This is a genomic window from Streptomyces sp. NPDC096324 (genome assembly GCF_044763015.1).
Taxonomy (GTDB): domain Bacteria; phylum Actinomycetota; class Actinomycetes; order Streptomycetales; family Streptomycetaceae; genus Streptomyces.
The window spans coordinates 1-23161 of the sequence record NZ_JBIWFK010000024.1 but is presented as its reverse complement, the minus strand read 5'-3'; the positions used below and the strand labels follow the sequence as shown (position 1 = coordinate 23161).

Below are 23161 nucleotides of genomic sequence, written 5' to 3'. Positions count from 1 at the left end.
CGCCACACACCCGGCCGGCGAACGTGAGAGGTCCGCCACGTGACCCGGGCGAGAACTGTCGTACGCTGACGGCTCACTCGCCTTTGCTGCGTGGGCCCGGGACTCCGCTCTCCGGGCCGCAGCCCCAGGGAGTCCCCACCCTGCGGATCCGCAGAACGCGAGGGAACCTCTGGAGGTACGTACATGTCCGGGACGACCACGGCCGCTGCGCGATGCCGTCGGGAGACCGGAGCAGGTGCCAACCGATGGGTCGTTCTCGTCGTCCTGTGCGTCAGCCTGCTGCTGGTCGCCCTCGACGCCACTGTGCTCCATGTCGCGGTACCCGCCGTCACCGAGGACCTGAAGCCCGGTGCGATGGAACTGCTCTGGATCGTCGACGTCTATCCGCTCGTCTGCGCCTCGCTTCTCATACTCTTCGGCACGCTCGGTGACCGGATCGGCCGCAGACGGGTCCTCCTCCTCGGGTACACCCTCTTCGGAGTCGCCTCGGGCATCGCGGCCTTCTCCGGGAACGCGCAGCTCCTGATAGGCGCCCGCGCCCTGCTCGGCATCGGCGGCGCGATGATCATGCCCGCCACGCTGTCGATCCTGCGCGAGGTCTTCCCCGACCGGCGCGAGCGGGCGCTCGCGATCGGCATCTGGAGCGCCGTCGCCGCCGTCGGCGCGGCGGTCGGACCGCTCCTCGGCGGCTTCCTCCTGGAACACTTCTGGTGGGGATCGGTCTTCCTCGTCAACATCCCACTGATGATCATCAGCATTCCGGTCGGACGGCTGCTGCTGCCCGAGTCCTACGGCGACCGCGACGGTCCCTGGGACGTCGTCGGGGCGCTCATGGCCGCCGCGGGCCTGTTCGGAATCGTCCTCGGCGTGAAGCGTCTCGGCGGCGGTGAGGCGCCCTTCGGCCCCGTCACCCTCGGGTCACTGCTCGTCGGCGCCGTGCTGATGGCCGCCTTCGTGCGGCGGCAGCGGCGGCGCGCGCATCCCCTGGTCGACCTGCGCATGTTCGCGCGCCCGGCCTTCAGCACGTCGGTGGGGTGCATCGTCCTCGCCATGCTCGCCCTGGTGGGCCTGGAACTGATCGCCGCGCAGTACCTCCAGCTCGTCCTCGGCCTGTCCCCTCTCCAGACCGGGCTGCGGCTGCTGCCGCTCACCATCGCGGCGATGGCCGCCGGTCTCGCGGGGGCGAAGCTGCTGCGCCGGTTCGGGCCGCGCGCGATGGTCTCCTTCGGGTTCTGTCTCACCGCGGCCGCCGTGGTCACCCTCACCGCGATGGGCGGCGACGACAACGCCGCGCTTCTGCTCTTCGGCTTCGTCCTGCTGGGCTTCGGTCTGGAGACCACCCTCTTCGGGGCGTACGAGTCCATGCTGAGCGAGGCGCCGCAGGCGCAGTCGGGCGGTGCCGCGGCGATCGGCGAGACCTCGTACCAACTGGGCGCGGGGATCGGGATCGCGCTGCTGGGAAGCGTGATGAACGCGGCGTACGCGCCCGGCCTGTCCTCCGTCCCCGGTGTCCGGGCGGCCGATTCGACGGCGGCGGGACACTCGCTGGGCGAGGCCTACCAGGTCGCCGACCGGCTCGGAGGCGCGTCCGGCCACGCCCTGCGGCACGCCGCCCGGGACTCCTTCGTGCACGGACTGCATGTGACGCTGCTGGTGAGCGCGGGCCTGCTGCTGCTCGGCGCCGTGATGGCACTGCGGCTGCCGCGCGTCATGGACTGCGGGGCGCCCGCGGCGGGTACCACCGGGATCCCGGCTCCGCGGGACGTCGCCGAGCCGCGCGAGATCCCGGACGCTCCCCGGACCTCCGGGACTCCCGAGATCCCCAAGATCTCCGAGGCCCCCGGAGTGTCCCGCGTCCCGGGGGTCCCCGGGGTGCCCGACGTCTCCGAGGCCCGCGTCTCCGCCTAGGGCCGATCGGCCGCGAGGTGTCGGACGGTCCCTGGGCCGGAGCCGTGTGCGGAAGTGCCCTGGACTTGCGGGAGACTGCGTCGTAACGTCGGGCCGAGATCCTTGACTAGCGGTGCTAGTTATCACCCTGCCGGAGGCTGTCGTATGTCCGCGTCCTCGAAGCTGCCGTCCTTCGACCCCGCCGACCCGCTCGGGATCGACGACCTGCTGGACGCGGAGGAACTGGCCGTCCGCGACACCGTGCGGGCCTGGGCCGCGGACCGGGTCCTGCCGTACGTCGCCGACTGGTACGAGAAGGGCGAGCTGCCCGGCATCCGGGAACTGGCACGCGAACTCGGCGGGATCGGCGCCCTCGGCATGTCGCTCGAGGGGTACGGGTGCGCGGGGGCGAGCGCCGTGCAGTACGGCCTCGCCTGTCTGGAGCTGGAGGCGGCCGACTCCGGCATCCGCTCGCTCGTCTCGGTCCAGGGCTCGCTGGCCATGTACGCCATCCACCGGTTCGGCAGCGAGGAGCAGAAGCGGACCTGGCTGCCCCGCATGGCCTCCGGCGAGATCATCGGCTGCTTCGGGCTGACCGAGCCCGACCACGGCTCCGACCCCGCCTCCATGCGCACGCACGCCAAGCGCGACGGCGGGGACTGGGTCCTGAACGGCCGCAAGATGTGGATCACCAACGGTTCCGTCGCGGGTGTCGCCGTCGTCTGGGCGCAGACCGACGACGGCATCCGCGGATTCGTCGTGCCCACCGACGTCCCCGGGTTCTCCGCCCCCGAGATCAAGCACAAGTGGTCCCTGCGGGCGAGCGTGACCAGCGAGCTCGTCCTCGACGACGTGCGGCTGCCGGCCGACGCCGTCCTGCCCGACGTCGTCGGACTCAAGGGCCCGCTCGGCTGTCTCTCGCACGCGCGGTACGGGATCGTGTGGGGCGCCATGGGCGCGGCTCGGTCCAGCTTCGAGTCCGCCCTCGCGTACGCGAGGACGCGTGAGCAGTTCGGACGCCCCATCGGCGGCTTCCAGCTCACCCAGGCCAAACTCGCCGACATGGCCGTCGAACTGCACAAGGGCATCCTGCTCGCCCACCACCTGGGCCGCCGCATGGACGCGGGACGGCTCCGCCCCGAGCAGATCAGCTTCGGCAAGCTCAACAACGTACGCGAGGCCATCGAGATCTGCCGTACCTCGCGCACGATCCTCGGTGCCAACGGGATCTCGCTGGAATATCCCGTGATGCGGCACGCCACGAATTTGGAGTCGGTGCTCACCTACGAGGGCACCGTCGAGATGCATCAGCTTGTGCTGGGCAAGGCGCTCACCGGGCTCGACGCCTTCCGGTGAAGACCCCGCGGTTGAAGCCCCGGTGAGGCAGGGCCGGTGAGCGGCCCTGCCTCAGCTCTGGTTGAAGAAGCCGTCCGTCTGACGCCCCGCGGCCTCGCCGCTGACGATCTCCGTGTGCGCCGGGGTCAGCAGGAAGACCCGTGTCGCCACCCGCTCGATGGTGCCGCGCAGGCCGAAGGTCAGGCCGGCCGCGAAGTCGACCACGCGCTTGGCGTCGGAGGCCTCCATGGACGTGAGGTTGATGATGACCGGGACGCCGTCCCGGAAGAGTTCGCCGATACCGCGTGCGTCCCGGAAGCTGTCCGGGGTGACCGTGCCGATCCGGCGGCCCTTCTCCTCCGCCGTCTCGGAAGCAACCTTCACGCGAGGGTCGGTGACCCAGGCGTCGCCGGAGTCCTGACCCTCGGCGTAGTCGTCGTCGTAGTAACGCTCGTCATCGTTGTCGTCGACGAGGCCAAGCCAGGCACTCGCCTTGCGCACCGATCCCATGGACGCCTCCTCTCACAGCGGTCTTTCGTGCTTCCGCATCCCCATGGTCGTCCATGATGCGGATGTCGCGCCAAGTGGATAGACGCCGCGTGGGGGTTTCGTGACGGTACTGGTGCACAGCGAATCCGTCGAGAGCCCGCGCCCCCCAAGGGTCGTACGGGGTAAGGCTGCTGACTGAGAGTGAAATATGATTTCTCTCGGCGACCGGGTGACGAGCGGGGCGTACGGGTGAACGGGAGGGTCGATACGATGCCCGACCGCAATGTCGTACGGGTCACGGGGGAGTGTCGTGTTCGGAATCGTGAGGCCCTGCAGCCACCGGCTCGGTGAAGGGCTCAAGACGCAGTGGATGGCGCATCTGTGCGGGCTCTGTCTCGCGCTGCGCGGGGACCACGGCCAGTTCGCGCGGGTGGTCACCAACTACGACGGCCTGCTGATATCGGTTCTGACGGAGGCTCAGGCCGAGAAGGCGACGGGATGGCGGCGCACCGCGGGCCCCTGTCCGCTGCGCGGCATGCGGACCGCGTCCGTCGCGCAGGGCGAGGGCGCGCGGCTCGCCGCCGCCGTCTCGCTGGTCCTCGCCTCGGCGAAGGTCCGCGACCATGTCGCCGACGGGGACGGGCTCCTGGCGCGCAAGCCGGTCGCGCCGGCCGCGCGCCGGGTGGCCACGAGCTGGGGCAGGGCCGGGGCGCGATCGGGAAGTGCCGTCGGCTTCGACACGGCCGTGCTCGTCGACGCGGTGGACCGGCAGATCGGGATCGAGGCGCTCGCGGGGCCGGGAACGCCGTTGCTGACCGTCACGGAACCCACCGAGACCGCCACCGCCGCCGCCTTCGCGCACACCGCCGTCCTCGCCGGCCGCTCCGGCAACGCCGCGCCGCTGGCCGAGGCCGGACGGCTCTTCGGACGGCTCGCGCATCTGCTGGACGCCGTGGAGGACAGGGAAACGGACGCCGCGTCAGGAGCCTGGAACCCGCTCACGGCCACCGGGACCTCCCTCACCGAGGCCCGCAGGCTCGCCGACGACGCCCTGCACGGGATACGGCTCGCCCTGCGCGAGGCCGAGTTCACCGACGGCAGACTGGCGCACGTGCTGCTCGTCCACGAACTGGGCCGCTCGGTGGACCGCGCGTTCGGGACGTCGGGGTGCGGGCACACCGCGGACGGGGCGCATGGACCGCACGGCTCCCTCGACTCTCCCGGGTCCGGCCGGCTCCTCGACGTGCAGGGCTCCGCGGTCCTGCTCGCACCCGAGGGTTCCTTCGGGCCGCCGCCCCAGCACGGCGGGAATCCGTACACCGGCGGCGGCAACCCCTTCGGCGGCGGGCCGTCCTTCCCGCCCCCCGCCCCCGGCAGGCGCGGATTCTGGGCCGGCTGCGCCGCGGCCGTCGGACTGTGCTGCACCTGCAAGATGTGCTGCGCCGACGAGTACGAGGGTCCGTGGTCGCGCAAGAAGCGCGAAGGGTGCCTGAGCGACTGTGACTGCGACTGCGGTTGCTGCGAGGCGTGTCAGTGCTGTGAGTGCTGCTCGTGCTGCGACTGCGGGTTGTGAGAAGCCCGGCCGAGCCCGTGTGAAAAAGTTGATCACATGACGACGGACGCATCCGAGGACTGGAAGCACTGGCAGGAGCACCGTGTGGCGACGGTGTCGGCGCCGTACGGCCCGCTCGCGCTCATGGGGACCCACTGGATCGAGGACTATCCGGAAGGGCGACTTCCGGACACTCCCGGGCAATGGGCGCTCAAGGGCGACCAGGTGGTCCTGACGGCGGTCGCCGAGGAAGGGCTCACGGTCGACGGCGAGCCCTTCACCGGCGACATCGTGCTGGACGCCGACTACGGAGGGGCCGGCGACGCCCGGGTCGCGCGCGGGGAGCGGCGGTTCGTCGTCCTGGTGCGCGAGGGGATCTGGGGCGTACGCGTCTACGACCCCGACGCGCCCACCCGGACAGCCTTCGCGGGCATCGAGGCGACCCCGTACGACGAGCGCTGGGCGGTGCCCGGACACTTCACCCCGTACGGCGAGGGCCGTACCGTGCGCGTCGAGAACGCCGACGGAGTGACCCGTGGGCTCGCGCTCGGCGGAGTCCTCGCCTTCACCCTGGACGGGCAGGACCTCACCCTCCAGGTGTCGGTGGAGAGCGACGGCACGCTGTGGGCCGTCTTCGCCGACACCACCAGCAGGGACGGCAGTTACCGCTTCCGGTTCCTGCGCCCCGCGGCGCCCGACGCCGAGGGGCGTACGACGGTGGACTTCAACCGGACCGTGCTTCCGCCGTGCGCGTTCGCGGACCATTTCGTCTGCCCGTTCCCGCCGCCCGGAAATACGCTGCGCGTGGCCGTCGCCGCGGGGGAACGCCGATTGAGCTGAGGCCCCCGGGACTCCCGAGGACTCGGGGGGAATCCGGCGCCTTCAGTGATCCGATGATCAACCTCCTCCGTATGGGGGCAAGTTGAAGGCTGCACGGCCGAAAGGCGCCCTTGCGCCTGTCGGTCGCGCAGCCGAATACTCCCCCTCAGCGCTTGTCAGGGGCATGGCTTGTTCGGAATCCGGACGGGCGGCTCCCGGCTGCGCCTCACGGGCCCCGACCCCACGACCTGGGGCCCCTTACTTCCCTTCGGAGGAATGAAACGTGAGGATCAAGCGCACAACCCCCCGTGGTGGCATCGCGAGACGGAGCCGGCTGATCGCCGTGTCCACCGGACTCGTGGCCGCCGCAGCGTTCGCGGTCCCCAGCGCGAACGCGTCCGACGCCCAGACGTTCAGCGCCACCCAGCTCGGCAGCGTCAGGCAGTCGGTGCTCAAGTCCGATGTCGCGGGCACCGCCTGGGCCGTCGACGCCAAGACGAACCGCGTGGTCGTCACCGTCGACAGCACGGTCTCGAAGGCGGAGATCGCGAAGATCAGGCGGGACGCCGGCGGCAACGCGGCGGCCCTCACGATCAAGCACACCCCCGGCACCTTCAAGAAGCTGATCACCGGCGGCGACGCCATCTACGGCGGCGGCTACCGCTGCTCGCTCGGCTTCAACGTGCACAGCGGCAGCACGTACTACTTCCTGACCGCCGGCCACTGCGGTGAGGTCGCCTCCACCTGGTACTCCAACTCGGGCCAGACCACGAAGCTGGGCACGAACGTCAGCTACAGCTTCCCGACCAACGACTTCGCGCTGGTCAAGTACACCAGCACCACGGTCGCGCACCCGAGTGCGGTCGGCAGCCAGACGATCAGCAGCGCGGCCACGCCCAGCGTGGGCACGACGGTCTACCGGCGCGGCTCGACCACCGGTACGCACAGCGGCCGGGTCACCGCCCTGAACGCCACGGTCAACTACGGCAGTGGTGACGTCGTCTACGGCATGATCCAGACCACGGTCTGCGCCGAGGGCGGAGACAGCGGCGGTCCCCTGTACGGCGGCAGTGTGGCCTACGGTCTGACCTCCGGAGGCAGCGGCAACTGCACCTCCGGCGGTACGACCTTCTTCCAGCCGGTCACCGAGGCGCTCAGCTACTACGGCGTGAGCGTCGGCTGACCGTCCGGTCGCGCGACGGACCGGCCGTTCGTCGACTCCTCGACCCACCGAGCCGGCACCCCCCACGGATTCCGCGCGACCGGACCCACGGCAGACGGACCCATGAGCGAGCCCCCGCACGCAACCGGCGTGCGGGGGCTCGCCCTTGTTCCGGTGACGGGGCTACCTTCGAAGCACGCACTGTACGGACACGCTGTGCACGCCCGGTGCGCCACGTCGGACCCTGGGGGGCCGTGATGGTCGAGGAACTGGTGGCGGCGGGAGTCTCCGTCGTGTTCGCGGGACTGGTCTACACGACGGCCGCGGCCCGCGTCGTCAAACAGTACGAACGAGGCGTGGTGCTGCGGCTCGGCAAGCTGCGCCCCCAGGTCCGCGGTCCCGGCTTCACGATGGTCGTGCCCTTCGTGGACCGGCTGCGCAAGGTCAACATGCAGATCGTCACGATGCCGGTTCCCGCACAGGAGGGCATCACCCGGGACAACGTGACGGTCCGCGTCGACGCGGTCGTCTACTTCAAGGTGGTGGACGCGGCCGACGCCGTCATCCAGGTCGAGGACTACCGCTTCGCGGTCTCCCAGATGGCGCAGACCTCGCTCCGGTCGATCATCGGCAAGAGCGATCTGGACGACCTGCTCTCCAGCCGTGAACAGCTCAATCAGGGGCTGGAGTTGATGATCGACAGCCCGGCGATCGGCTGGGGCGTGCAGATCGACCGGGTCGAGATCAAGGACGTGTCGCTGCCCGAGACGATGAAGCGGTCCATGGCCCGCCAGGCCGAGGCGGACCGTGAACGGCGTGCCCGGGTCATCAACGCGGACGCGGAACTCCAGGCGTCCAGGAAGCTCGCGGAGGCCGCCGGCGTGATGTCGGAACAGCCGGCCGCGCTCCAACTGCGCCTGTTGCAGACGGTGGTGGCCGTCGCCGCCGAGAAGAACTCCACCCTCGTCCTGCCCTTCCCGGTCGAGCTGTTGCGCTTCCTGGAACGGGCCCAGTCGGGACAGCGGCCAACCGAGTCCGAGTAGTCCGCCGGGCGGAGCAACCGGTGCGGATGCAACCGCCTTACGGGTGAGCCTTCCTGGAATCGCTCCGTCTGGGGGCGATATCAAGACAGGCCCGGGTCCCGTAGATCGTGACGGTGTGATGGAGGCACGGTGTTTGCGGTGCGAATCCGCGGGCGTGACCACGAACGGTCAGAGCGTAGAGCGCGTACGGCTGTTGTCGTACAGGAGTCCTGAAGTCGACCTTGTGTGTTGCCTGTGCGTCTCGGAATAGTGGTTCGAGGAACAACTGGCATGGACGCGACGGTACGGACTTTTCCACCGTGCTCAGCGCCCGTGTCGTACGCCTTCAGGTCCCGGAGGTCCCCACAACCGCCCGGACCGACCCCCCACAGGAGGACGTGAGTTGAAGCACCGACGCGTATCGAAGAGGCATGCCCTCATGACGGGTGCGGGCATCGCCGCACTGGTCGTCGCCGGAGTCACCTTCCAGACTGCGAACGCGAGCGAGGTCCCGAGGAGTCCCGCCCCGCACACTCTCTCCGTCACGGCGGCCGGAAAGCTCGCCTCGGACCTCGGCGAGGACCTGGGCGCCGACGCCGCGGGAACGTATTACGACGCGAAGTCCCGGCACCTCGTCGTCAACGTGCTCGACAAGGCCGCGGCCGAGACCGTCACGGCCGCGGGCGCCAGGGCCAGGATCGTCCAGAACTCCCTCGCCGAACTGGCGGGCGCCCGCACCACGCTCAAGAAGGACGCGACCATCCCCGGTACGTCCTGGGCGACCGACCCGGAGACCAACCAGGTCGTCGTCACCGCCGACCGCACGGTCTCCGACGCCGAGTGGGCCAGACTCACCAAGGTCGTCGACGGTCTTGGGGCCAAGGCCGAACTCAAGCGGACGAAGGGGGAGTTCAAACCCTTCATCGCCGGTGGCGACGCCATCAGCGGTTCCGGCGGGCGCTGTTCGCTCGGCTTCAACGTGGTCAAGGGCGGGCAGCCGTACTTCATCACCGCCGGGCACTGCACCGCGGACATCTCCACCTGGTCGGACGCCGACGGCAAGGAGATCGGCACGAACGAGCAGTCCAGCTTCCCCGACAACGACTTCGGCCTGGTCAAGTACACGGCGACCACGGACCACCCGAGCGAGGTCGACCTCTACAACGGCTCCACGCAGCCCATCACCAAGGCGGGTGACGCCACCGTCGGCATGAAGGTGACCCGCAGCGGCTCCACGACCCATGTGCACGACGGCACGGTCAAGGGTCTGGACGCCACCGTGAACTACGGCAACGGCGATGTCGTCAACGGTCTCATCCAGACCGACGTCTGCGCCGAGCCCGGCGACAGCGGCGGCTCGCTCTTCTCCGGCGACACCGCCATCGGCCTCACCTCCGGCGGCAGCGGTGACTGCACCGCGGGCGGCGAGACGTTCTTCCAGCCGGTGCCCGAGGCGCTCTCGGCCTTCGGAGCCCAGATCGGCTGACGGCCTTCCCGTCCCGGCCTCCCCGGGAAGGCCGAGCCCCGTCCCCGCGCGTGTCGCGGGGGCGGGGCTCTCGGGTTTCCCGGCCGGTGTTCGCGCAGGTGGGGCCGGGTCCGAGCGGATGTCGTACAAGTGTTCGAGAATTGGTCTATGGTGGGGGTGGGGTAATTGGGAACAGGTGTTCGAGAGCTGGTAAAGGCTCACAGGTCGGGAGGTGTGCGTGCCGGGATTCACGCATCTGCACACCGCCTCCGGGTTCTCCCTGAGGTACGGGGCCTCGCACCCGGGGCGACTCGCCGAGCGCGCCGCCGAGCGGGACATGGACGCCCTCGCGCTCACCGACCGGGACACCCTCGCGGGCTCGGTCCGGTTCGCCAAGGCCTGCGCGAAGGCGGGCATCCGCCCGCTGTTCGGCGTGGACCTGGCGGTCGGGGAGCCCGTACGGGGGGAGCGGCGCCGCACCCCGGTGCGCGGCGGTGCCTTCATCGACGAGTCGACACCCCGGGCGACCTTCCTCGCCCGGGACGGCGCCGCCGGCTGGGCCGACCTCTGCAGAATCGTCACGGCGACCCATGCGGGCGGCAAGGCGGACGGCCCCCCGCTGCTGCCCTGGTCCGACAACCACGCCGAGGGCCTGACCGTACTGCTCGGCCCCGGCTCCGACGTCGGCCGCGCACTCGCCGCGGGTCGCCCCGACCGCGCGGCCGCGCTGCTCGCACCCTGGCGGGAGATCTACGGCGACGCCCTGCGCCTCGAAGCCGTCTGGCACGGCCGTCAGGGCACCGGCCCCGGCTCCCTGCGTCTGGCCGCCCGCACGGTCGGCTTCGCCGCCGAGCAGCGGGTGCGTCCCGTGCTCAGCAACGCCGTCCGGTACGCCGACGCGGGCCTCGGCCCGGTCGCCGACGTCCTGGACGCCGCCCGCAGGCTCGTCCCCGTCGACCCCCGGCGCGAGCTGGACTCCGGCGAGGCCTGGCTCAAGGACGAGGCCGCCATGCTGGCCGCCGCCGAACGGATCGTCGAGGCGGCGGGCTACCGCCGTGACACCGCGCACCGGCTGCTCGAACAGACCCGGGCCACCGCCGCCGCCTGCCGCGTCGACCCCGAGGACGACCTCGGTATCGGCGGCGTGCACTTTCCCGAACCGCGGCTCGTCGGCGCGGACCGGCGCACCGCCCAGCGCGTCCTCGCCTCCCGCGCGGCGGCGGGCATGGTGCGGCGCGGCTACGCCGGCCGGCGCGCGTACTGGGAACGGATGCACCACGAGCTGGACATCATCGCCCACCACAACTTCGCCTCCTATTTCCTGACGGTCGCCCAGGTCGTGGACGACGTACGGGAGATGGGCATCCGGGTCGCGGCGCGCGGCTCCGGGGCCGGTTCCCTGGTCAACCACCTCCTCGGCATCGCGCACGCGGACCCCGTCGAGCACCGGCTGCTGATGGAACGCTTCCTGTCCAAGCGCCGCCCGGTGCTGCCCGACATCGACATCGACGTGGAGTCCGCGCGCCGTCTTGAGGTCTATCGCGCGATCATCGGCCGGTTCGGCACCGAGCGGGTCGCGACCGTCTCCATGCCCGAGACCTACCGTGTCCGGCACGCCGTCCGCGACGTGGGCGCCGCCCTCTCGCTGGATCCGGCCGAGATCGACCGGATCGCCAAGGCCTTCCCGCACATCCGGGCCCGCGACGCCCGCCTGGCCATGAAGGAACTCCCCGAACTGCGCGAGCTGGCGGGGGAGAAGGACAGATACGGCAAGCTGTGGGACCTCGTCGAATCCCTCGACGCCCTCCCGCGCGGCATCGCCATGCACCCGTGCGGGGTGCTCCTCTCCGACGCCTCCCTGCTCGCCCGTACCCCGGTCGTGCCGACCAGCGGCGAGGGCCTGCCGATGTCGCAGTTCGACAAGGAGGACGTCGAGGACCTCGGTCTGCTCAAGCTCGACGTGCTGGGTGTGCGGATGCAGTCCGCGATGGCGCACGCGGTGGCCGAGGTGGAGCGGGCCACGGGGGACCGGCCGGACATCGACGCGGTGGCGCCGGGCGACCCGGCGACGTACCGGCTGATCCGGTCCACGGAGACGCTGGGCTGCTTCCAGATCGAGTCGCCGGGCCAGCGCGACCTGGTCGGACGGCTCCAGCCCGCGACCTTCCACGACCTCGTCGTCGACATCTCGCTCTTCCGGCCGGGGCCGGTCGCCGCCGACATGGTGCGGCCGTTCATCGAGGCGCGGCACGGCCGGGCGCCGGTCCGCTACCCGCACCCCGACCTGGAGGAGCCGCTGAGGGAGACGTACGGAGTCGTCGTCTTCCACGAGCAGATCATCGACATCGTCGCCATCATGACCGGCTGCGGACGCGACGAGGCGGACCGGGTGCGGCGCGGGCTCTCCGACCCCGAGTCGCAGGAGCGCATCCGGTTCTGGTTCGCCCAGCACGCGGCGGTGAAGGGGTACGACGCCGAGACCATCGCGCGCACCTGGGAGATCGTCGAGGCCTTCGGGTCGTACGGCTTCTGCAAGGCGCACGCCGTCGCCTTCGCCGTCCCGACGTACCAGTCGGCGTGGCTGAAGGCTCATCATCCGGCCGCCTTCTACGCGGGGCTGCTCACGCACGACCCCGGGATGTACCCGAAGCGGCTGCTGCTGGCGGACGCGCGGCGGCGCGGGGTGCCGATCCTGCCGTTGGACGTGAACCGGTCGGCGGTCGCCCATCGGATCGAACTGGTGTCCGAGTTGGAGGTGGGGGCTGGGGCCGGGGCGGGGTTTGGGGTGGGTGCGGGTGCGGAGGCTGGGTCGGGGTCGGGGCTTGGGCCTAGGCTCAAGTCCGGGTCCGGGTCCGGGTCCGGGTCCGGGTCCGGGTCCGGGAGTGGGAGTGGGAGTGGGGCTGGGGTCGCGTCCGGGGCCGGGAGTGGGGCTGGGGTCGGGGCCGGTGGTTCCGTAGGTTCCGCCGGTCGCTGGGGTGTCCGGCTGGCGCTCTCCGACGTGCACGGCATCAGTGAGGCCGAGGCGACGCGGATCGCGGACGGGCAGCCGTACGCCTCGCTGCTCGACTTCTGGGAACGGGCTCGGCCGAGCCGGCCGCTCGCCCAACGGCTCGCTCAGGTCGGCGCGTTGGACGCGTTCGGCGCCAACCGCCGTGATCTGCAACTGCATCTGACCGAACTGCACCGCGGCTCCCGGGGCGCCGGCGGTGGCCAACTCCCGCTGTCCGGCGGGCGGAACACCGCCTCGGCCGGGCTGCCGGACCTGTCCCCGGCGGAGCGGCTGAGCGCCGAACTGGGCGTGCTCTCGATGGACGCCTCGCGCAATCTGATGGACGACCACCGCACGTTCCTGGGGGAGTTGGGCGTGGTCACGGCACGTCGGCTGCGTGAGGCGCGGCACGGTGAGACGGTCCTGGTCGCGGGTGCCAAGGCGGCCACCCAGACCCCGCCGATCCGCTCCGGCAAGCGGGTCATCTTCAGCACGCTGGACGACGGGACGGGCCTGGTCGACCTCGCCTTCTTCGACGACTCCCACGACGCCTGCGCCCATACCGTCTTCCACTCCTGGCTGCTGCTCGTGCGCGGAGTGGTGCAGCGCCGCGGCCCGCGCAGCCTCAGCGTGGTGGGCGCGGCCGCCTGGAACCTCGCCGAACTGGCCGAACTGCGGGCCGAGGGGGGCCTCGACGTGGTGGCGGCGCGACTGGCCGAACCCGCACCGCGGAAGCCGGGGGAGCCGGGCGGTCCGGGGGAGTCGGGCGGTCGTGGGGAACCGGGTGAGTCGGGTGAACCGGGCGGTCCGCGGGGATCGCGGGGATCGCGGCGGCCGGGAGCGTCGGGTGACGGTGGCCCGTCGGGTGACGACGGCCCGTCCGGCGACGGCGGTCCGTCCGGGGGCCGGACGATCCGGATGCCCACGGGGTACGAGATGCACCCCTGGGCCGATCTGCGTCCCGCGGGCGAAGGGCCCGCGGGTGGAAAGAAGTTGTGGCACCAGAGCCCGGGGAGTGCGGGATGACCATCCTCTGTGTACGTTTCACGCTGCCTCCGATGTACGAGGCCGCCCTGCCCCGACTCCTCGGCGTGCTGGAGGAGTTCACCCCTGTCGTCGAGGCGCTGCCACCCGACGGCGCCCTGCTCGATCTGCGGGGTGCCGAGCGGTACTTCGGGCGCGGCGCCGTCGAGTTCGCCTCGCTCATCCGGGTGCGGACCCTCGCCCTGCACGGGATCGACTGCGTGATCGGCGCCGGGCCCGGACCGATGCTCGCGCGGATGGCGCTGCGCGACGCCGTGCCCGGCGTGCCCCGGGTAGTGTCCGAAGAGCCGGACGCCGTCTCCGAGTTCCTCGCCGGCCGGCCCGTCGCCGCGCTGCCCGGCGTCGGCGGTGCCACCGCCCGCACCCTGTGCGAGTACGGCCTCGACACCATCGGCAAGGTCGCGGCCGCGCCCCTGTCCACCCTTCAGCGTCTCACCGGCGTCCGGTCCGGCCGCGAACTGCGCGAGAAGGCGTCCGGCGTCGACCGCGGCCGGGTCGTACCGAACGCCGCCTCACGCTCCCTGGCCGCCGAACGAGCTTTCCAGAGCGACGAGTTGGACCCCGACAGGCATCGCCGGGCACTACTCTCCGTGACCGAGGAGCTCGGCAGCCGGCTGCGCTCCCTGGAGAAGGTCTGCCGCACGCTGACCCTCACCGTGCGGTACGCCGACCGCTCCGCGACCACCCGCAGCCGTACCCTCAAGGAGGCGACCGCCCACTCCTCGACGCTGACCGGCACCGCGTACCGCATGTACGAGGCGCTCGGCCTCCAGCGTGCCAGGGTCCGTGTGATCGCCCTGCGCGCCGAGGGGCTGACCCCCGCGGAGCAGGCTTCCCATCAGCTCACCTTCGACCCGGTCGACGAGAAGGTCCGCCGCATCGAGGAGGTCGCCGACCGGGCGCGGGCTAGGTTCGGCCCGCACGTGATCGGCCCGGGGACGCTGGCCGCGTAAGAGACTCCGGGGCCTGGGGCAGGCCTAGTTGGCCCAGGGCGGTGTGAGGGTCGTGCCGTCGGCCAGTTCCGCCTGGAGACCGATGGACGTGGTGACCCAGGAGAGCGCGGCCTCCTGGGTCGGGTTCTCGATGCCGAGGACCGCACCCGGCGTGATGATCACGGTGTCGCCCGCGGTGATCCGCTCGGTGCGGCCGTCGAGGGTGACCAGCAGTTCCCCGGAGAGGAGATGGAAGATCTCCTCGCGGTTGACGGTGTGCACGGGGGCCTGATGACCCGCGGGGATCTCCGCGCGCCAGGCGCACAGCTCCTTGCTGCCGCTGCGGGGAGCGGCGTACGAGGTGAAACGGGCGCCGTGGACCTCGTGGGCGACGGCTTCGGACGAACGGACGACGGGCACGGGTGCCTCCAGAATCGGCGGGTGTCCGGCCAGGGGCTCGGAATATGGTCAAGCTACTTGACTACTTGCTTCGGGATAATGGTCAAGCAGCTTGACCGAATAGTCAAGGGTGTTTGAATGCGTCCGTGCAGAACTCCGAGGCCATGGCCCTGTCCGCCGTCCTGCTCGCCGCCGCCGGCGAGCTGACACAACGTATCCACGAAGGCGTGGTCGCCCGGGGGTTCGAGGGGGTCCGGCCCGCGCACGGCTTCGCCTTCGCGCGGCTCGCGCCGGGCGGGGCGACCGTCACCGAGGTCGCGGCCCATCTGGGGGTCACCAAGCAGGCCGCCAGTCAGCTCGTCGAGGAGCTCGTCCGTAAGGGGTACGTGGAGCGGCGGCCGCACCCCGACGACGCGCGGGCCCGGCTCCTCGTGCTCACGGAGCTCGGGTGGGCCTGCACCCGAGCGGCCGAAGAGGCGGCCGCGGACGCCGTACGGGCGTGGGCCGAAGTGCTGGGGGAGAGTGAAATGCGCGCGTTGTGCACGCGTTTGGCGAGCATCGCGCCCTACGGTCCCATCAGGCCCGCCTGGTGACACTCGGTCACCGACGGCGGCCGTCCTGGTTATCACTGAAAGTTTTTACTGACGCGTAACTTCACACGTCTGCTACTCGCCCGTAACTTGACGAGTGAACAGCATCCTCGTGATCCGGATCACTGGGCGTACACCCCCACAACTCCCTTGAGCCGCAAGGAGATCACCCGATGCTGCCCTGGAAGCGAGTGCTCAGACCCCTGGCCGCGCTGCTCCTGACCGCCATGGTCGCGGTCGTCCCCGCTGCCACAGCACAAGCTGATTCCGCCCCCAGCAGTGGCTGGAACAACTACTCCTGCAAGCCGTCCGCCGCGCACCCCCGCCCCGTCGTCCTCGTCCACGGGACCTTCGGGAACTCCATCGACAACTGGCTGGCCCTCGCCCCCTACCTGACCAGCCGCGGATACTGCGTCTTCTCCCTCGACTACGGGCAACTGCCCGGCGTCCCCCTGTTCAACGGCCTCGGCCCCATCGACAAGTCGGCCGCGCAGCTCCAGGTCTTCGTCGACAAGGTCCTCGCCGCGACCGGCGCCGCCAAGGTCGACCTGGTGGGCCACTCGCAGGGCGGCATGATGCCCCGCTACTACCTCAAGTTCCTCGGCGGAGCCGCCAAGGTGAACGCCCTCGTCGGTCTCGCCCCCGACAACCACGGCACGACCCTCAACGGATTCACCAAGCTGCTCCCGTACTTCCCGGGCGCGGAGGACCTGCTGACCACGGCGACCCCGGGACTCGCCGACCAGATCGCCGGCTCCGCGTTCATGACCAAGCTCAACGCGGGCGGCGACACCGTCCCCGGCGTCCACTACACGGTCATCGCCACCAAGTACGACGAGGTGGTCACGCCGTACGAGTCGGAGTACCTGAGCGGATCCGACGTCCACAACGTCCTGTTGCAGAACCTGTGCGCGCTCGACCTCTCCGAGCACGTGGCCATCGGGGTCTTCGACCGGATCGCGTACCACGAGGTGGCGAACGCGCTCGACCCGGCGCACGCGTCCACCACCAACTGCGCGTCGGTCTTCAGCTGACCGGCTCGGCGGACCACTCGTCCATGGTGGTCCGCCCGAGCACGCCGGCGTGATCGTCCGTCCGTCCGCGTACCCCCCTGCGGAACGCGGACGGCGGGCCACGCCGCCGGGGGCTGTCCGGCCTGAGCCGCCGGTCAGCCCCCGGAGTCGTCCGCGGTTCAGCGCCCGCGCCGGCCGCCCGGTGTCGCGCGCCGCCGCACGGAGGCGAACAGCGCGGCCGCACCGAGCGCGAGCGCGGCGGCACCGCCGATCGCGATGTACGAGGTGGAGGCGTCGGCGCCGGTCTCGGCGAGGCTCCGGGCCGACCCGGCGGCCTCCGGCCGGCTCTCCGAGACGTCCGCGGCACCAGCGGTGGCCTGGGCGTCCTCGGTCGTACCGCTGCCGTCCTCGGCCGCCTCGCCGGTTTCGGTGCTCGCGGCCGGCTCAGCCGATGTGCCGGCGTCGTCGTCACCGTGGCCGTGATGCTCCACGGTCGACTTGTCGCCACCGTCCTCGATCTGCTTCTCGGACGGCGCCGAGGCGCTGGGCGCGGGAGCGCCGCCGCCGGTGCCCGTGCCCTTGCCGCCGCTCGCGCCGCCGAACGCCACGTCGGAGCAGGAGTAGAAGGCTTCCGGGCTGTCCGAGCGCTGCCAGACCGCGTACAGGAGCTGCTTGCCGGAGCGCTCCGGCAGAGTGCCGGAGAACGTGTAGAAGCCGCCCGAGGCCACCGGGTCGGTGGCCGTCGCGACCGGGTGCGCCAGGTCGAGATCGCCCCAGCCCAGCGGCTGCGAGGGGTCGTAGCCCGACTTCGTGATGTACACCTTGAACGTGCCCTTGTGGGGTGCGGTCACCCGGTACTTGAAGGTGTACGAGCCACTGCTCACGCCCGTCGCGGGCCAGTCGGAGCGCGCCAGGTCGAGCCCCTTGAACTCGGTGTTGCCGGCGCTGCACAGCTTGCCGTCCGGGATCAGCTCCTGGTGCCGCCCGTTCGCGTCGCCGATGCGGATGCCGTTCCAGTCGTAGAGCGCCTGGGTGCCGCCCGCCGCGACAACCGCCTTGCAGGCGTCCGACCTGGGGTTCTCCGGCCCTTCCGCGTAACACTGGGACACCCGGCTCACCGGGTCCCCCATCGACCCGTGCGCCGAGGCGGGCACCGCGGCCAGCGCGGACAGGGCGAGCGGGGCGACTCCGAGAACGGCGACGCCGGCAGCCTTGCGGCGTACGGACATGGGGAACTCCTCGAACGGTCCTGATGCGTGGGGCCAGCGAGCCCCGCACGGCGCTCCGTGCGGGGATCCCGTGGGGGTGATCAGAAAGCTAGCCCCAAGAATCCGAGAAATCGCCTGCTGAAGGCGGGTGAGGGAGATCCTTATGGTGCCTTTAAGGCAGAGCTAACGGGGGGCTCAGGAAGGGGGGGTGGGGAGGCCGGGTTGACCTGCTGCGGAGCACTGCCACTGTCCGCGAGGGTCCGCACTCGTCCGTCGTCGGACGCCTCGGTTGGCTCCCCGTTTGGCTCCCAAGGGCCGCCGGCTCTTGGGGCCGTTCCCGCGCCACTCCGCGTCTACAGCACGGGCAGGGCTTTCCACAGCTTGCAGGCGGTCACCTTGAAGTGGGAGCCCTCCTACTCTTGGCGCTTGCGCAGGAACTTGTGCGGCGCCGGATGGCCCTCGAACGATGCACACCGAGACGGCGCTGACTTGCGATCAAGTGGCCGTCCACGGTCGCTGGTGGTCGCCGTGGCCGCCCTCCGACGGCCCAGCCTTCAAGGCGGATACGAGCAGACCGTCGACTAGCGGACTACCGCCTTGTAAGGGCGGACGTGGTCGTCCATGCCGACGGCCGGTCCAGCCCACTGCCTTTTGGTGGGACATCAGGTTGGGAAGCTGGGGCCCTGCACCGCCGAGAGGCTTGCTGACCTGCTACGGAGCGGCGTCATGGCCCGAAGGTGTGCTGGGTGGGGCACCGGTGTTCCCCGTGGTTCCCCGCAGTATCTGGCACGGGATTGGCACGGGAGAACGTTCAAGCGGGTGAGTCAGTCGCCGCGAACTCGACACGCCAATGTCGGCGCCGAGGGTGGTGGAGGCGGTCGACGAGTGGGCCGCGCTTCTCAGGTCGTGCTCCCATCTTGAGAGCTCGTCGGGGCGATCCATTTGCTGGAGTCCGCTGGGACGGAGAGGAACCGTGTTTCCTCCAGGGCGCTGGCTTCGACCGTCATCGACAACCGATCGGCCACGCCCTTGGGGTTCAGATCGCCTTTCGCGAGACCAAAGCGAGGCTCGTGAGGAGGCGTCGGTCGGCCGCCTTTTCGTCGCGAAGCGGTACGCCGAATTCGTGCAGGGCCTGGACGTACAACTCACGGATCGCTGTCGCGTCGCTCCTGCGCGACAGTCCGGCCAGGTCGCGCAAGGCAGGGGAATCATGTCCGGGCGGGAGTTCCTCCGCTACGTAGCGGAGTAGGAACCTTGAGCGGCTCTGGCGGGAGAACTGCGGACCGGGGCCACCTCGCGGCAGCCGGTGGAAAAGGCCGTTGGGGCGTATCCCGTCGGGCTCCGACGCTTGTGAGGTTGAAGGTTGGGCTGCCGGTGGCGTGATGGCGGTTCTACTGTGTTGGCACAGGAATGGCGTGTTGTGTCTAAGGGGTGGGTGTCTATGGATATTCCTTTGGTGGCTGCGGTGGCTGCGGTGCGGGATGAGTTGATCTCGGCAGCGGCTGCGGGCGGGAGCCATCCAGATTTGGTGTTCGCGGTAGGCCCAGTGGAGATGGAGTTCGAGGTTGAGATTCGTGCAGATGCGAGCGTGAAGGCAGGATTCCGGTTGTGGGCGGTTGGGGCTGAGGCCAAGGCCGGTGTCTCACGTGGTCGTACGCATCGGGTGAAGTTCACGCTGACGCCGCTCAGCGTGAACGGCGGTGACCTGCTGGTTAGCGGCAGCGCCGACCGCGCAGCGGGCCCCGGGGACGCCTCGGGACGCATTGAGGACTGACCCGTGAGTCGGGGGCGGTCCACGGGATTGTGGGTTCGGGTTGGTGACGGGTTAGCGGGGGTGTTGGGGTGGAGCGGTCACGACTTGTTGGGGTGACGGGGCTAGGTGGTCCGGGGTCGGGGTACGCGCTGGGTGGGCGGTTGGTGCTGACCTCCGCGCACGTCGTCACCGTTCCGCGGGAGGAGGACGTGGCGCCGATAGGGCGACGGGTTCAGGTGTTCCATCCCGGCGGGGACCGTGTTCTTGATGGGGTGGTCGTGTGGTGCGGCACGTCAGGCGGCCGGAACGATGCTGCGCTTGTCCTGGTCGACGACAGCCCGGGGTGGAGCGCGCCCGTTGCCCCGGTTCGTTGGGGCCGTCTGGTCACCGACCGGCCTGGTGCCGAGTGCGAGACCTGGGGCGTGCCCGATCTTGCCCAGCACAAGAGTCGGGCGGTGGAGGCCGTGCAACTGCGCGGCAGGCTGAACCCGGGCAGCGGGATCACCCACAACCAGTATGTAATGGATCTCCTCCAGCATCCGCCGCAGTGGTCGGCGTCCGGCGCCTCGCCGTGGGGCGGGCTGTCGGGTGCGGCGGTCTGTTGCGACCGCCTGCTCGTGGGTGTGGTGGCTTCCGACCGGGCTCACTCCGGCCACGGACAGCTGAACACCGTCCCCGCCTATGTCCTGCATCACGACGCCGCCTTCCGCGCTGTCCTGGCCACGCAAGGCGCCCCACTATCCGGTCTGGACGCGGTCGAGTTGCAGCACCTCGCCGACCCCGCTACCGGGCCCCGAGGCACCGGGCCGGTGCGCTCACCGGCCGCGCTGCTGCTCGCCGCGCGGCAGACCGTCCCCTTCCATGGCCGTCGGCAGCTACTGGAAGAACTGACGATCTGGTGCACCCGGGGCGGATTCGGGGCGTGGCTCCTGCATGGGCCCGGTGGGCAAGGCAAGACTCGCCTCGCACACCACCTCGCTTCGCTGCTAACGGCCGATCGGTGGGTTGTGCTGTGGCCACGCCCTGACGCCACAGCGGATCAGCTGAGGCAAATGCGGGACGTCTCCAAGCCGCTGTTGGTCGTCCTTGACTACGCCGAAACTCGCACCGAGCAGTTGGCCGCCTTGGTCGAGGCCGCTGCAGACCACCCCGGTACAGCTCCGTTCAAGGTGTTGCTTCTAGCCCGTACCGACGGCGACTGGTGGCGCCAGGCTGCTACCGCCGGAAGTCTTGCCCAGGATTATCTGGACGCCGCCCCCACTCGGCTGCTGGCGCCCCTGGAGGGCGACCCCGATGTCAGGCCTGACGCTTACCGGGCCGCCGTCCGCGCGCTGGCGCCCGCCCTGGGCCAGGTCACGGGCTTGGCAGGCTACGACTGGCCCAACATTGCGAGCAACCTTCCCCTGCCTCTGCGGCTGCACGAGCATGCCTACGGCAATGCCCTCACCCTCCACATGACCGCCCTCGCCGACCTCCTCGACACCACCACACCCGGGCAGGTCGGCCTGGCCGAGCCCGGGCCCGGCCCGCACTGCGCCATGGGCGACACGGCACGCGAGGAGGCGGAGGGTGTGGAGGACCGGTTGCTCGGTCACGAACGCCGTTACTGGCACCAGAGTGCCGTTGCCCGCGGCCTCACCCCGGGCCTATCCACCGCGACGCTGGAGACAGCTCTGGCCGCCGCCCACTTGGCCGGCGCTGCCGACCGCGACCAGGCCGATATGCTATGGGGGCGACTGCCAGCCTTGGCTGACCAGCCTCGCGACCGGCGCGACGCCGTCACCGCCTGGATCGCCGCCCTTTACCCAGCCGTCGCTCCGCTGCCCTGGGGCACGATCGGACCCGACCGCCTCGCCGAACGCCACGTCGGCCGCTCTCTAGACGCCAACCCCGCGCTCGCCGATCATCTCCTCGACGGCGCCGACGACACCCAGACAAACCAGCTCCTGACTGTCTACAGCCGCGCCGCTGCCCACCCCGCTTTCAACCACCGCCTGGACGGCCAGCTCACTACCCTCTGCACTCGCCGCTCCCAGCAGCTCGCTGCGGCGGTCATCGCTACTGCCACCCGAACCGATCACCCTGCCCCCCTCACCGCCGCACTCGACACGATCACCACCGACCCCGCTACTACCCTGGACGACCTCACCACCCTCTACTACCACTTCCCGCAATCCAGTCAGCGCCTCGCTCGCACCGCGCTTCGCCTGGCCCACATCCTCGCCAGTCACCACCGCGCACTCGCTCAGGCGAATCCGGATGCTCACTTGCCCGACCTCGCTGAATCCCTGAGTAACCTGTCCGCCCAGTTGGGCGCGGTGGGGCTGCGGGAGGAGGCTGTGGCCGCGATCCGGGAAGCGGTCGGTCACTACCGCGAGCTCGTGCTGGCCAATCCGGACGCTCGCCTGCCCCACCTCGCTGGATCCCTGAATAACCTTTCCGTCCAGCTGGGTGAGATGGGGCTGCGGGAGGAGGCTGTGGCCGCGATCCGGGAAGCCGTCGGTCACTACCGCGAGCTCGTGCTGGCCAATCCGGACGCTCGCCTGCCCCACCTCGCTGCGTCCCTCAACACTCTGTCCGCCCAGTTGGGTGAGATGGGGCGGTGGGAGGAGGGCCTGGCCGCGAGCCGGGAAGCGGTCGGTCACTACCGCGAGCTCGTGCTGGCCAATCCGGACGCTCACCTGCCCCACCTCGCCATGTGCCTCAACACTCTGTCCGCCCAGTTGGGCGCGGTGGGGCTGCGGGAGGAGGCTGTGGCCGCGATCCGGGAAGCCGTCGGTCACTACCGCGAGCTCGTGCTGGCCAATCCGGACGCTCACCTGCCCCACCTCGCCATGTCCCTGAACACTCTGTCCGCCCAGTTGGGTGAGATGGGGCGGCCGGAGGAGGGCCTGGCTGCGATCCGGGAAGCGGTCGGTCACTACCGCGAGCTCGTGCTGGCGCGTCCGGACGCTCACCTGCCCCACCTCGCCATCTCCCTCAACACCCTGTCCGCTGGCCTGGGTGCGGTGGGGCTGCGGGAGGAGGCTGTGGCCGTGGGCCGGGAAGCGGTCGGTCACTACCGCGAGCTCGTGCTGGCCAATCCGGACGCTCACCTGCCCAAGCTCGCCATGTCCCTCAACAACCTGTCCGCTGGCCTGGGTGCGGTGGGGCAGCGCCAGGAGGGCCTGGCCGTGGGCCGGGAAGCGGTCGGTCACTACCGCGAGCTCGTGCTGGCCAATCCGGACGCTCACCTGCCCAAGCTCGCCATGTCCCTCAACACCCTGTCCGCTGGCCTGGGTGCGGTGGGGCAGCGCCAGGAGAGCCTGGCCGCGATCCGGGAAGCGGTCGGTCACTACCGCGAGCTCGTGCTGGCCAATCCGGACGCTCACCTGCCCAAGCTCGCGAAGTCCCTCAACACCCTGTCCGCTGGCCTGGGTGCGGTGGGGCAGCGGAAGGGAGCTGTGGCCGTGGGCCGGGAAGCGGTCGGTCACTACCGCGAGCTCGTGCTGGCCAATCCGGA

General features: G+C 70.6%; 16 protein-coding genes. 13 read left to right on the top strand and 3 right to left on the bottom strand.

The genetic code is table 11. From position 1 onward, the window contains the following. The first annotated feature begins 183 nt into the window (after window positions 1-183). Together ACIQ7M_RS38625 and ACIQ7M_RS38620 are read left to right on the top strand one after the other, a co-directional pair. Window positions 184-1908 carry an MFS transporter gene (locus ACIQ7M_RS38625; protein WP_403653199.1) on the top strand — a complete coding sequence of 575 codons (1725 nt, stop codon included), beginning with the start codon at window positions 184-186 and terminating at the stop codon, window positions 1906-1908. Between the two features lie 144 nt (window positions 1909-2052). Next, the gene (locus tag ACIQ7M_RS38620; protein ID WP_389849981.1) at window positions 2053-3243 is read left to right on the top strand and encodes an acyl-CoA dehydrogenase family protein; all 1191 of its coding nucleotides are present in this window, start codon (window positions 2053-2055) and stop codon (window positions 3241-3243) included. Between the two features lie 51 nt (window positions 3244-3294). Here the strand turns inward: ACIQ7M_RS38620 and ACIQ7M_RS38615 are convergent, their stop codons facing one another. Next, window positions 3295-3732 (bottom strand): cell division protein SepF, encoded by a 438-nt coding sequence (locus tag ACIQ7M_RS38615; protein ID WP_355770299.1) that lies wholly within the window; start codon window positions 3730-3732, stop codon window positions 3295-3297. Window positions 3733-4021: 289 nt separating this feature from the next. Between ACIQ7M_RS38615 and ACIQ7M_RS38610 the strand changes: the two genes are divergently transcribed. From ACIQ7M_RS38610 to ACIQ7M_RS38580, 7 genes are all read left to right on the top strand, one after another. Continuing rightward, window positions 4022-5284: a DUF5685 family protein gene (locus ACIQ7M_RS38610; protein ID WP_403653195.1), complete on the top strand. Its 1263-nt coding sequence runs from the start codon at window positions 4022-4024 to the stop codon at window positions 5282-5284. A 36-nt stretch (window positions 5285-5320) separates the two neighbouring features. Then, entirely contained in the window at window positions 5321-6103 is a 783-nt protein-coding gene (locus tag ACIQ7M_RS38605) for a DUF1684 domain-containing protein (RefSeq protein WP_386988583.1), read from the top strand. A 262-nt stretch (window positions 6104-6365) separates the two neighbouring features. After that, window positions 6366-7265 (top strand): S1 family peptidase, encoded by a 900-nt coding sequence (locus ACIQ7M_RS38600; protein ID WP_389849974.1) that lies wholly within the window; start codon window positions 6366-6368, stop codon window positions 7263-7265. Window positions 7266-7501: 236 nt separating this feature from the next. Further along, entirely contained in the window at window positions 7502-8287 is a 786-nt protein-coding gene (locus ACIQ7M_RS38595) for a slipin family protein (RefSeq protein WP_403653273.1), read from the top strand. Window positions 8288-8705: 418 nt separating this feature from the next. Next, on the top strand, window positions 8706-9752 hold the full coding sequence (locus tag ACIQ7M_RS38590; RefSeq protein WP_355769378.1) for a S1 family peptidase: 1047 nt from the start codon (window positions 8706-8708) through the stop codon (window positions 9750-9752). Between the two features lie 217 nt (window positions 9753-9969). Further along, the gene (locus tag ACIQ7M_RS38585; RefSeq protein ID WP_403653191.1) at window positions 9970-13746 is read left to right on the top strand and encodes a DNA polymerase III subunit alpha; all 3777 of its coding nucleotides are present in this window, start codon (window positions 9970-9972) and stop codon (window positions 13744-13746) included. Then, window positions 13743-14717 (top strand): DNA polymerase thumb domain-containing protein, encoded by a 975-nt coding sequence (locus ACIQ7M_RS38580; protein ID WP_403653188.1) that lies wholly within the window; start codon window positions 13743-13745, stop codon window positions 14715-14717. The genes ACIQ7M_RS38585 and ACIQ7M_RS38580 overlap by 4 nt, the downstream gene beginning before the upstream one ends. A gap of 24 nt (window positions 14718-14741) precedes the next feature. On the opposite strand, the gene ACIQ7M_RS38575 is transcribed toward ACIQ7M_RS38580, so the two are convergent. Beyond that, complete coding sequence (locus tag ACIQ7M_RS38575; RefSeq protein ID WP_403653185.1) at window positions 14742-15116, bottom strand: cupin domain-containing protein; 375 nt, start codon at window positions 15114-15116, stop codon at window positions 14742-14744. 125 nt (window positions 15117-15241) lie between these two features. Here ACIQ7M_RS38575 and ACIQ7M_RS38570 point away from each other — a divergent pair, with 125 nt between their 5' ends. Both ACIQ7M_RS38570 and ACIQ7M_RS38565 read left to right on the top strand, forming a co-directional pair. Beyond that, on the top strand, window positions 15242-15688 hold the full coding sequence (locus tag ACIQ7M_RS38570) for a MarR family winged helix-turn-helix transcriptional regulator (RefSeq protein ID WP_403653182.1): 447 nt from the start codon (window positions 15242-15244) through the stop codon (window positions 15686-15688). Window positions 15689-15858: 170 nt separating this feature from the next. Continuing rightward, on the top strand, window positions 15859-16719 hold the full coding sequence (locus ACIQ7M_RS38565) for an alpha/beta fold hydrolase (RefSeq protein WP_355769392.1): 861 nt from the start codon (window positions 15859-15861) through the stop codon (window positions 16717-16719). Between the two features lie 158 nt (window positions 16720-16877). On the opposite strand, the gene ACIQ7M_RS38560 is transcribed toward ACIQ7M_RS38565, so the two are convergent. Beyond that, window positions 16878-17927 (bottom strand): lytic polysaccharide monooxygenase, encoded by a 1050-nt coding sequence (locus tag ACIQ7M_RS38560; protein WP_403653179.1) that lies wholly within the window; start codon window positions 17925-17927, stop codon window positions 16878-16880. Window positions 17928-19347: 1420 nt separating this feature from the next. On the opposite strand from ACIQ7M_RS38560, the gene ACIQ7M_RS38555 reads away from it, so the two are divergent. After that, complete coding sequence (locus ACIQ7M_RS38555) at window positions 19348-19680, top strand: trypco2 family protein (RefSeq protein WP_403653176.1); 333 nt, start codon at window positions 19348-19350, stop codon at window positions 19678-19680. 143 nt (window positions 19681-19823) lie between these two features. Then, window positions 19824-23161: hypothetical protein (locus ACIQ7M_RS38550; RefSeq protein WP_403653173.1), on the top strand; the 3338-nt coding region annotated here is incomplete at its 3' end.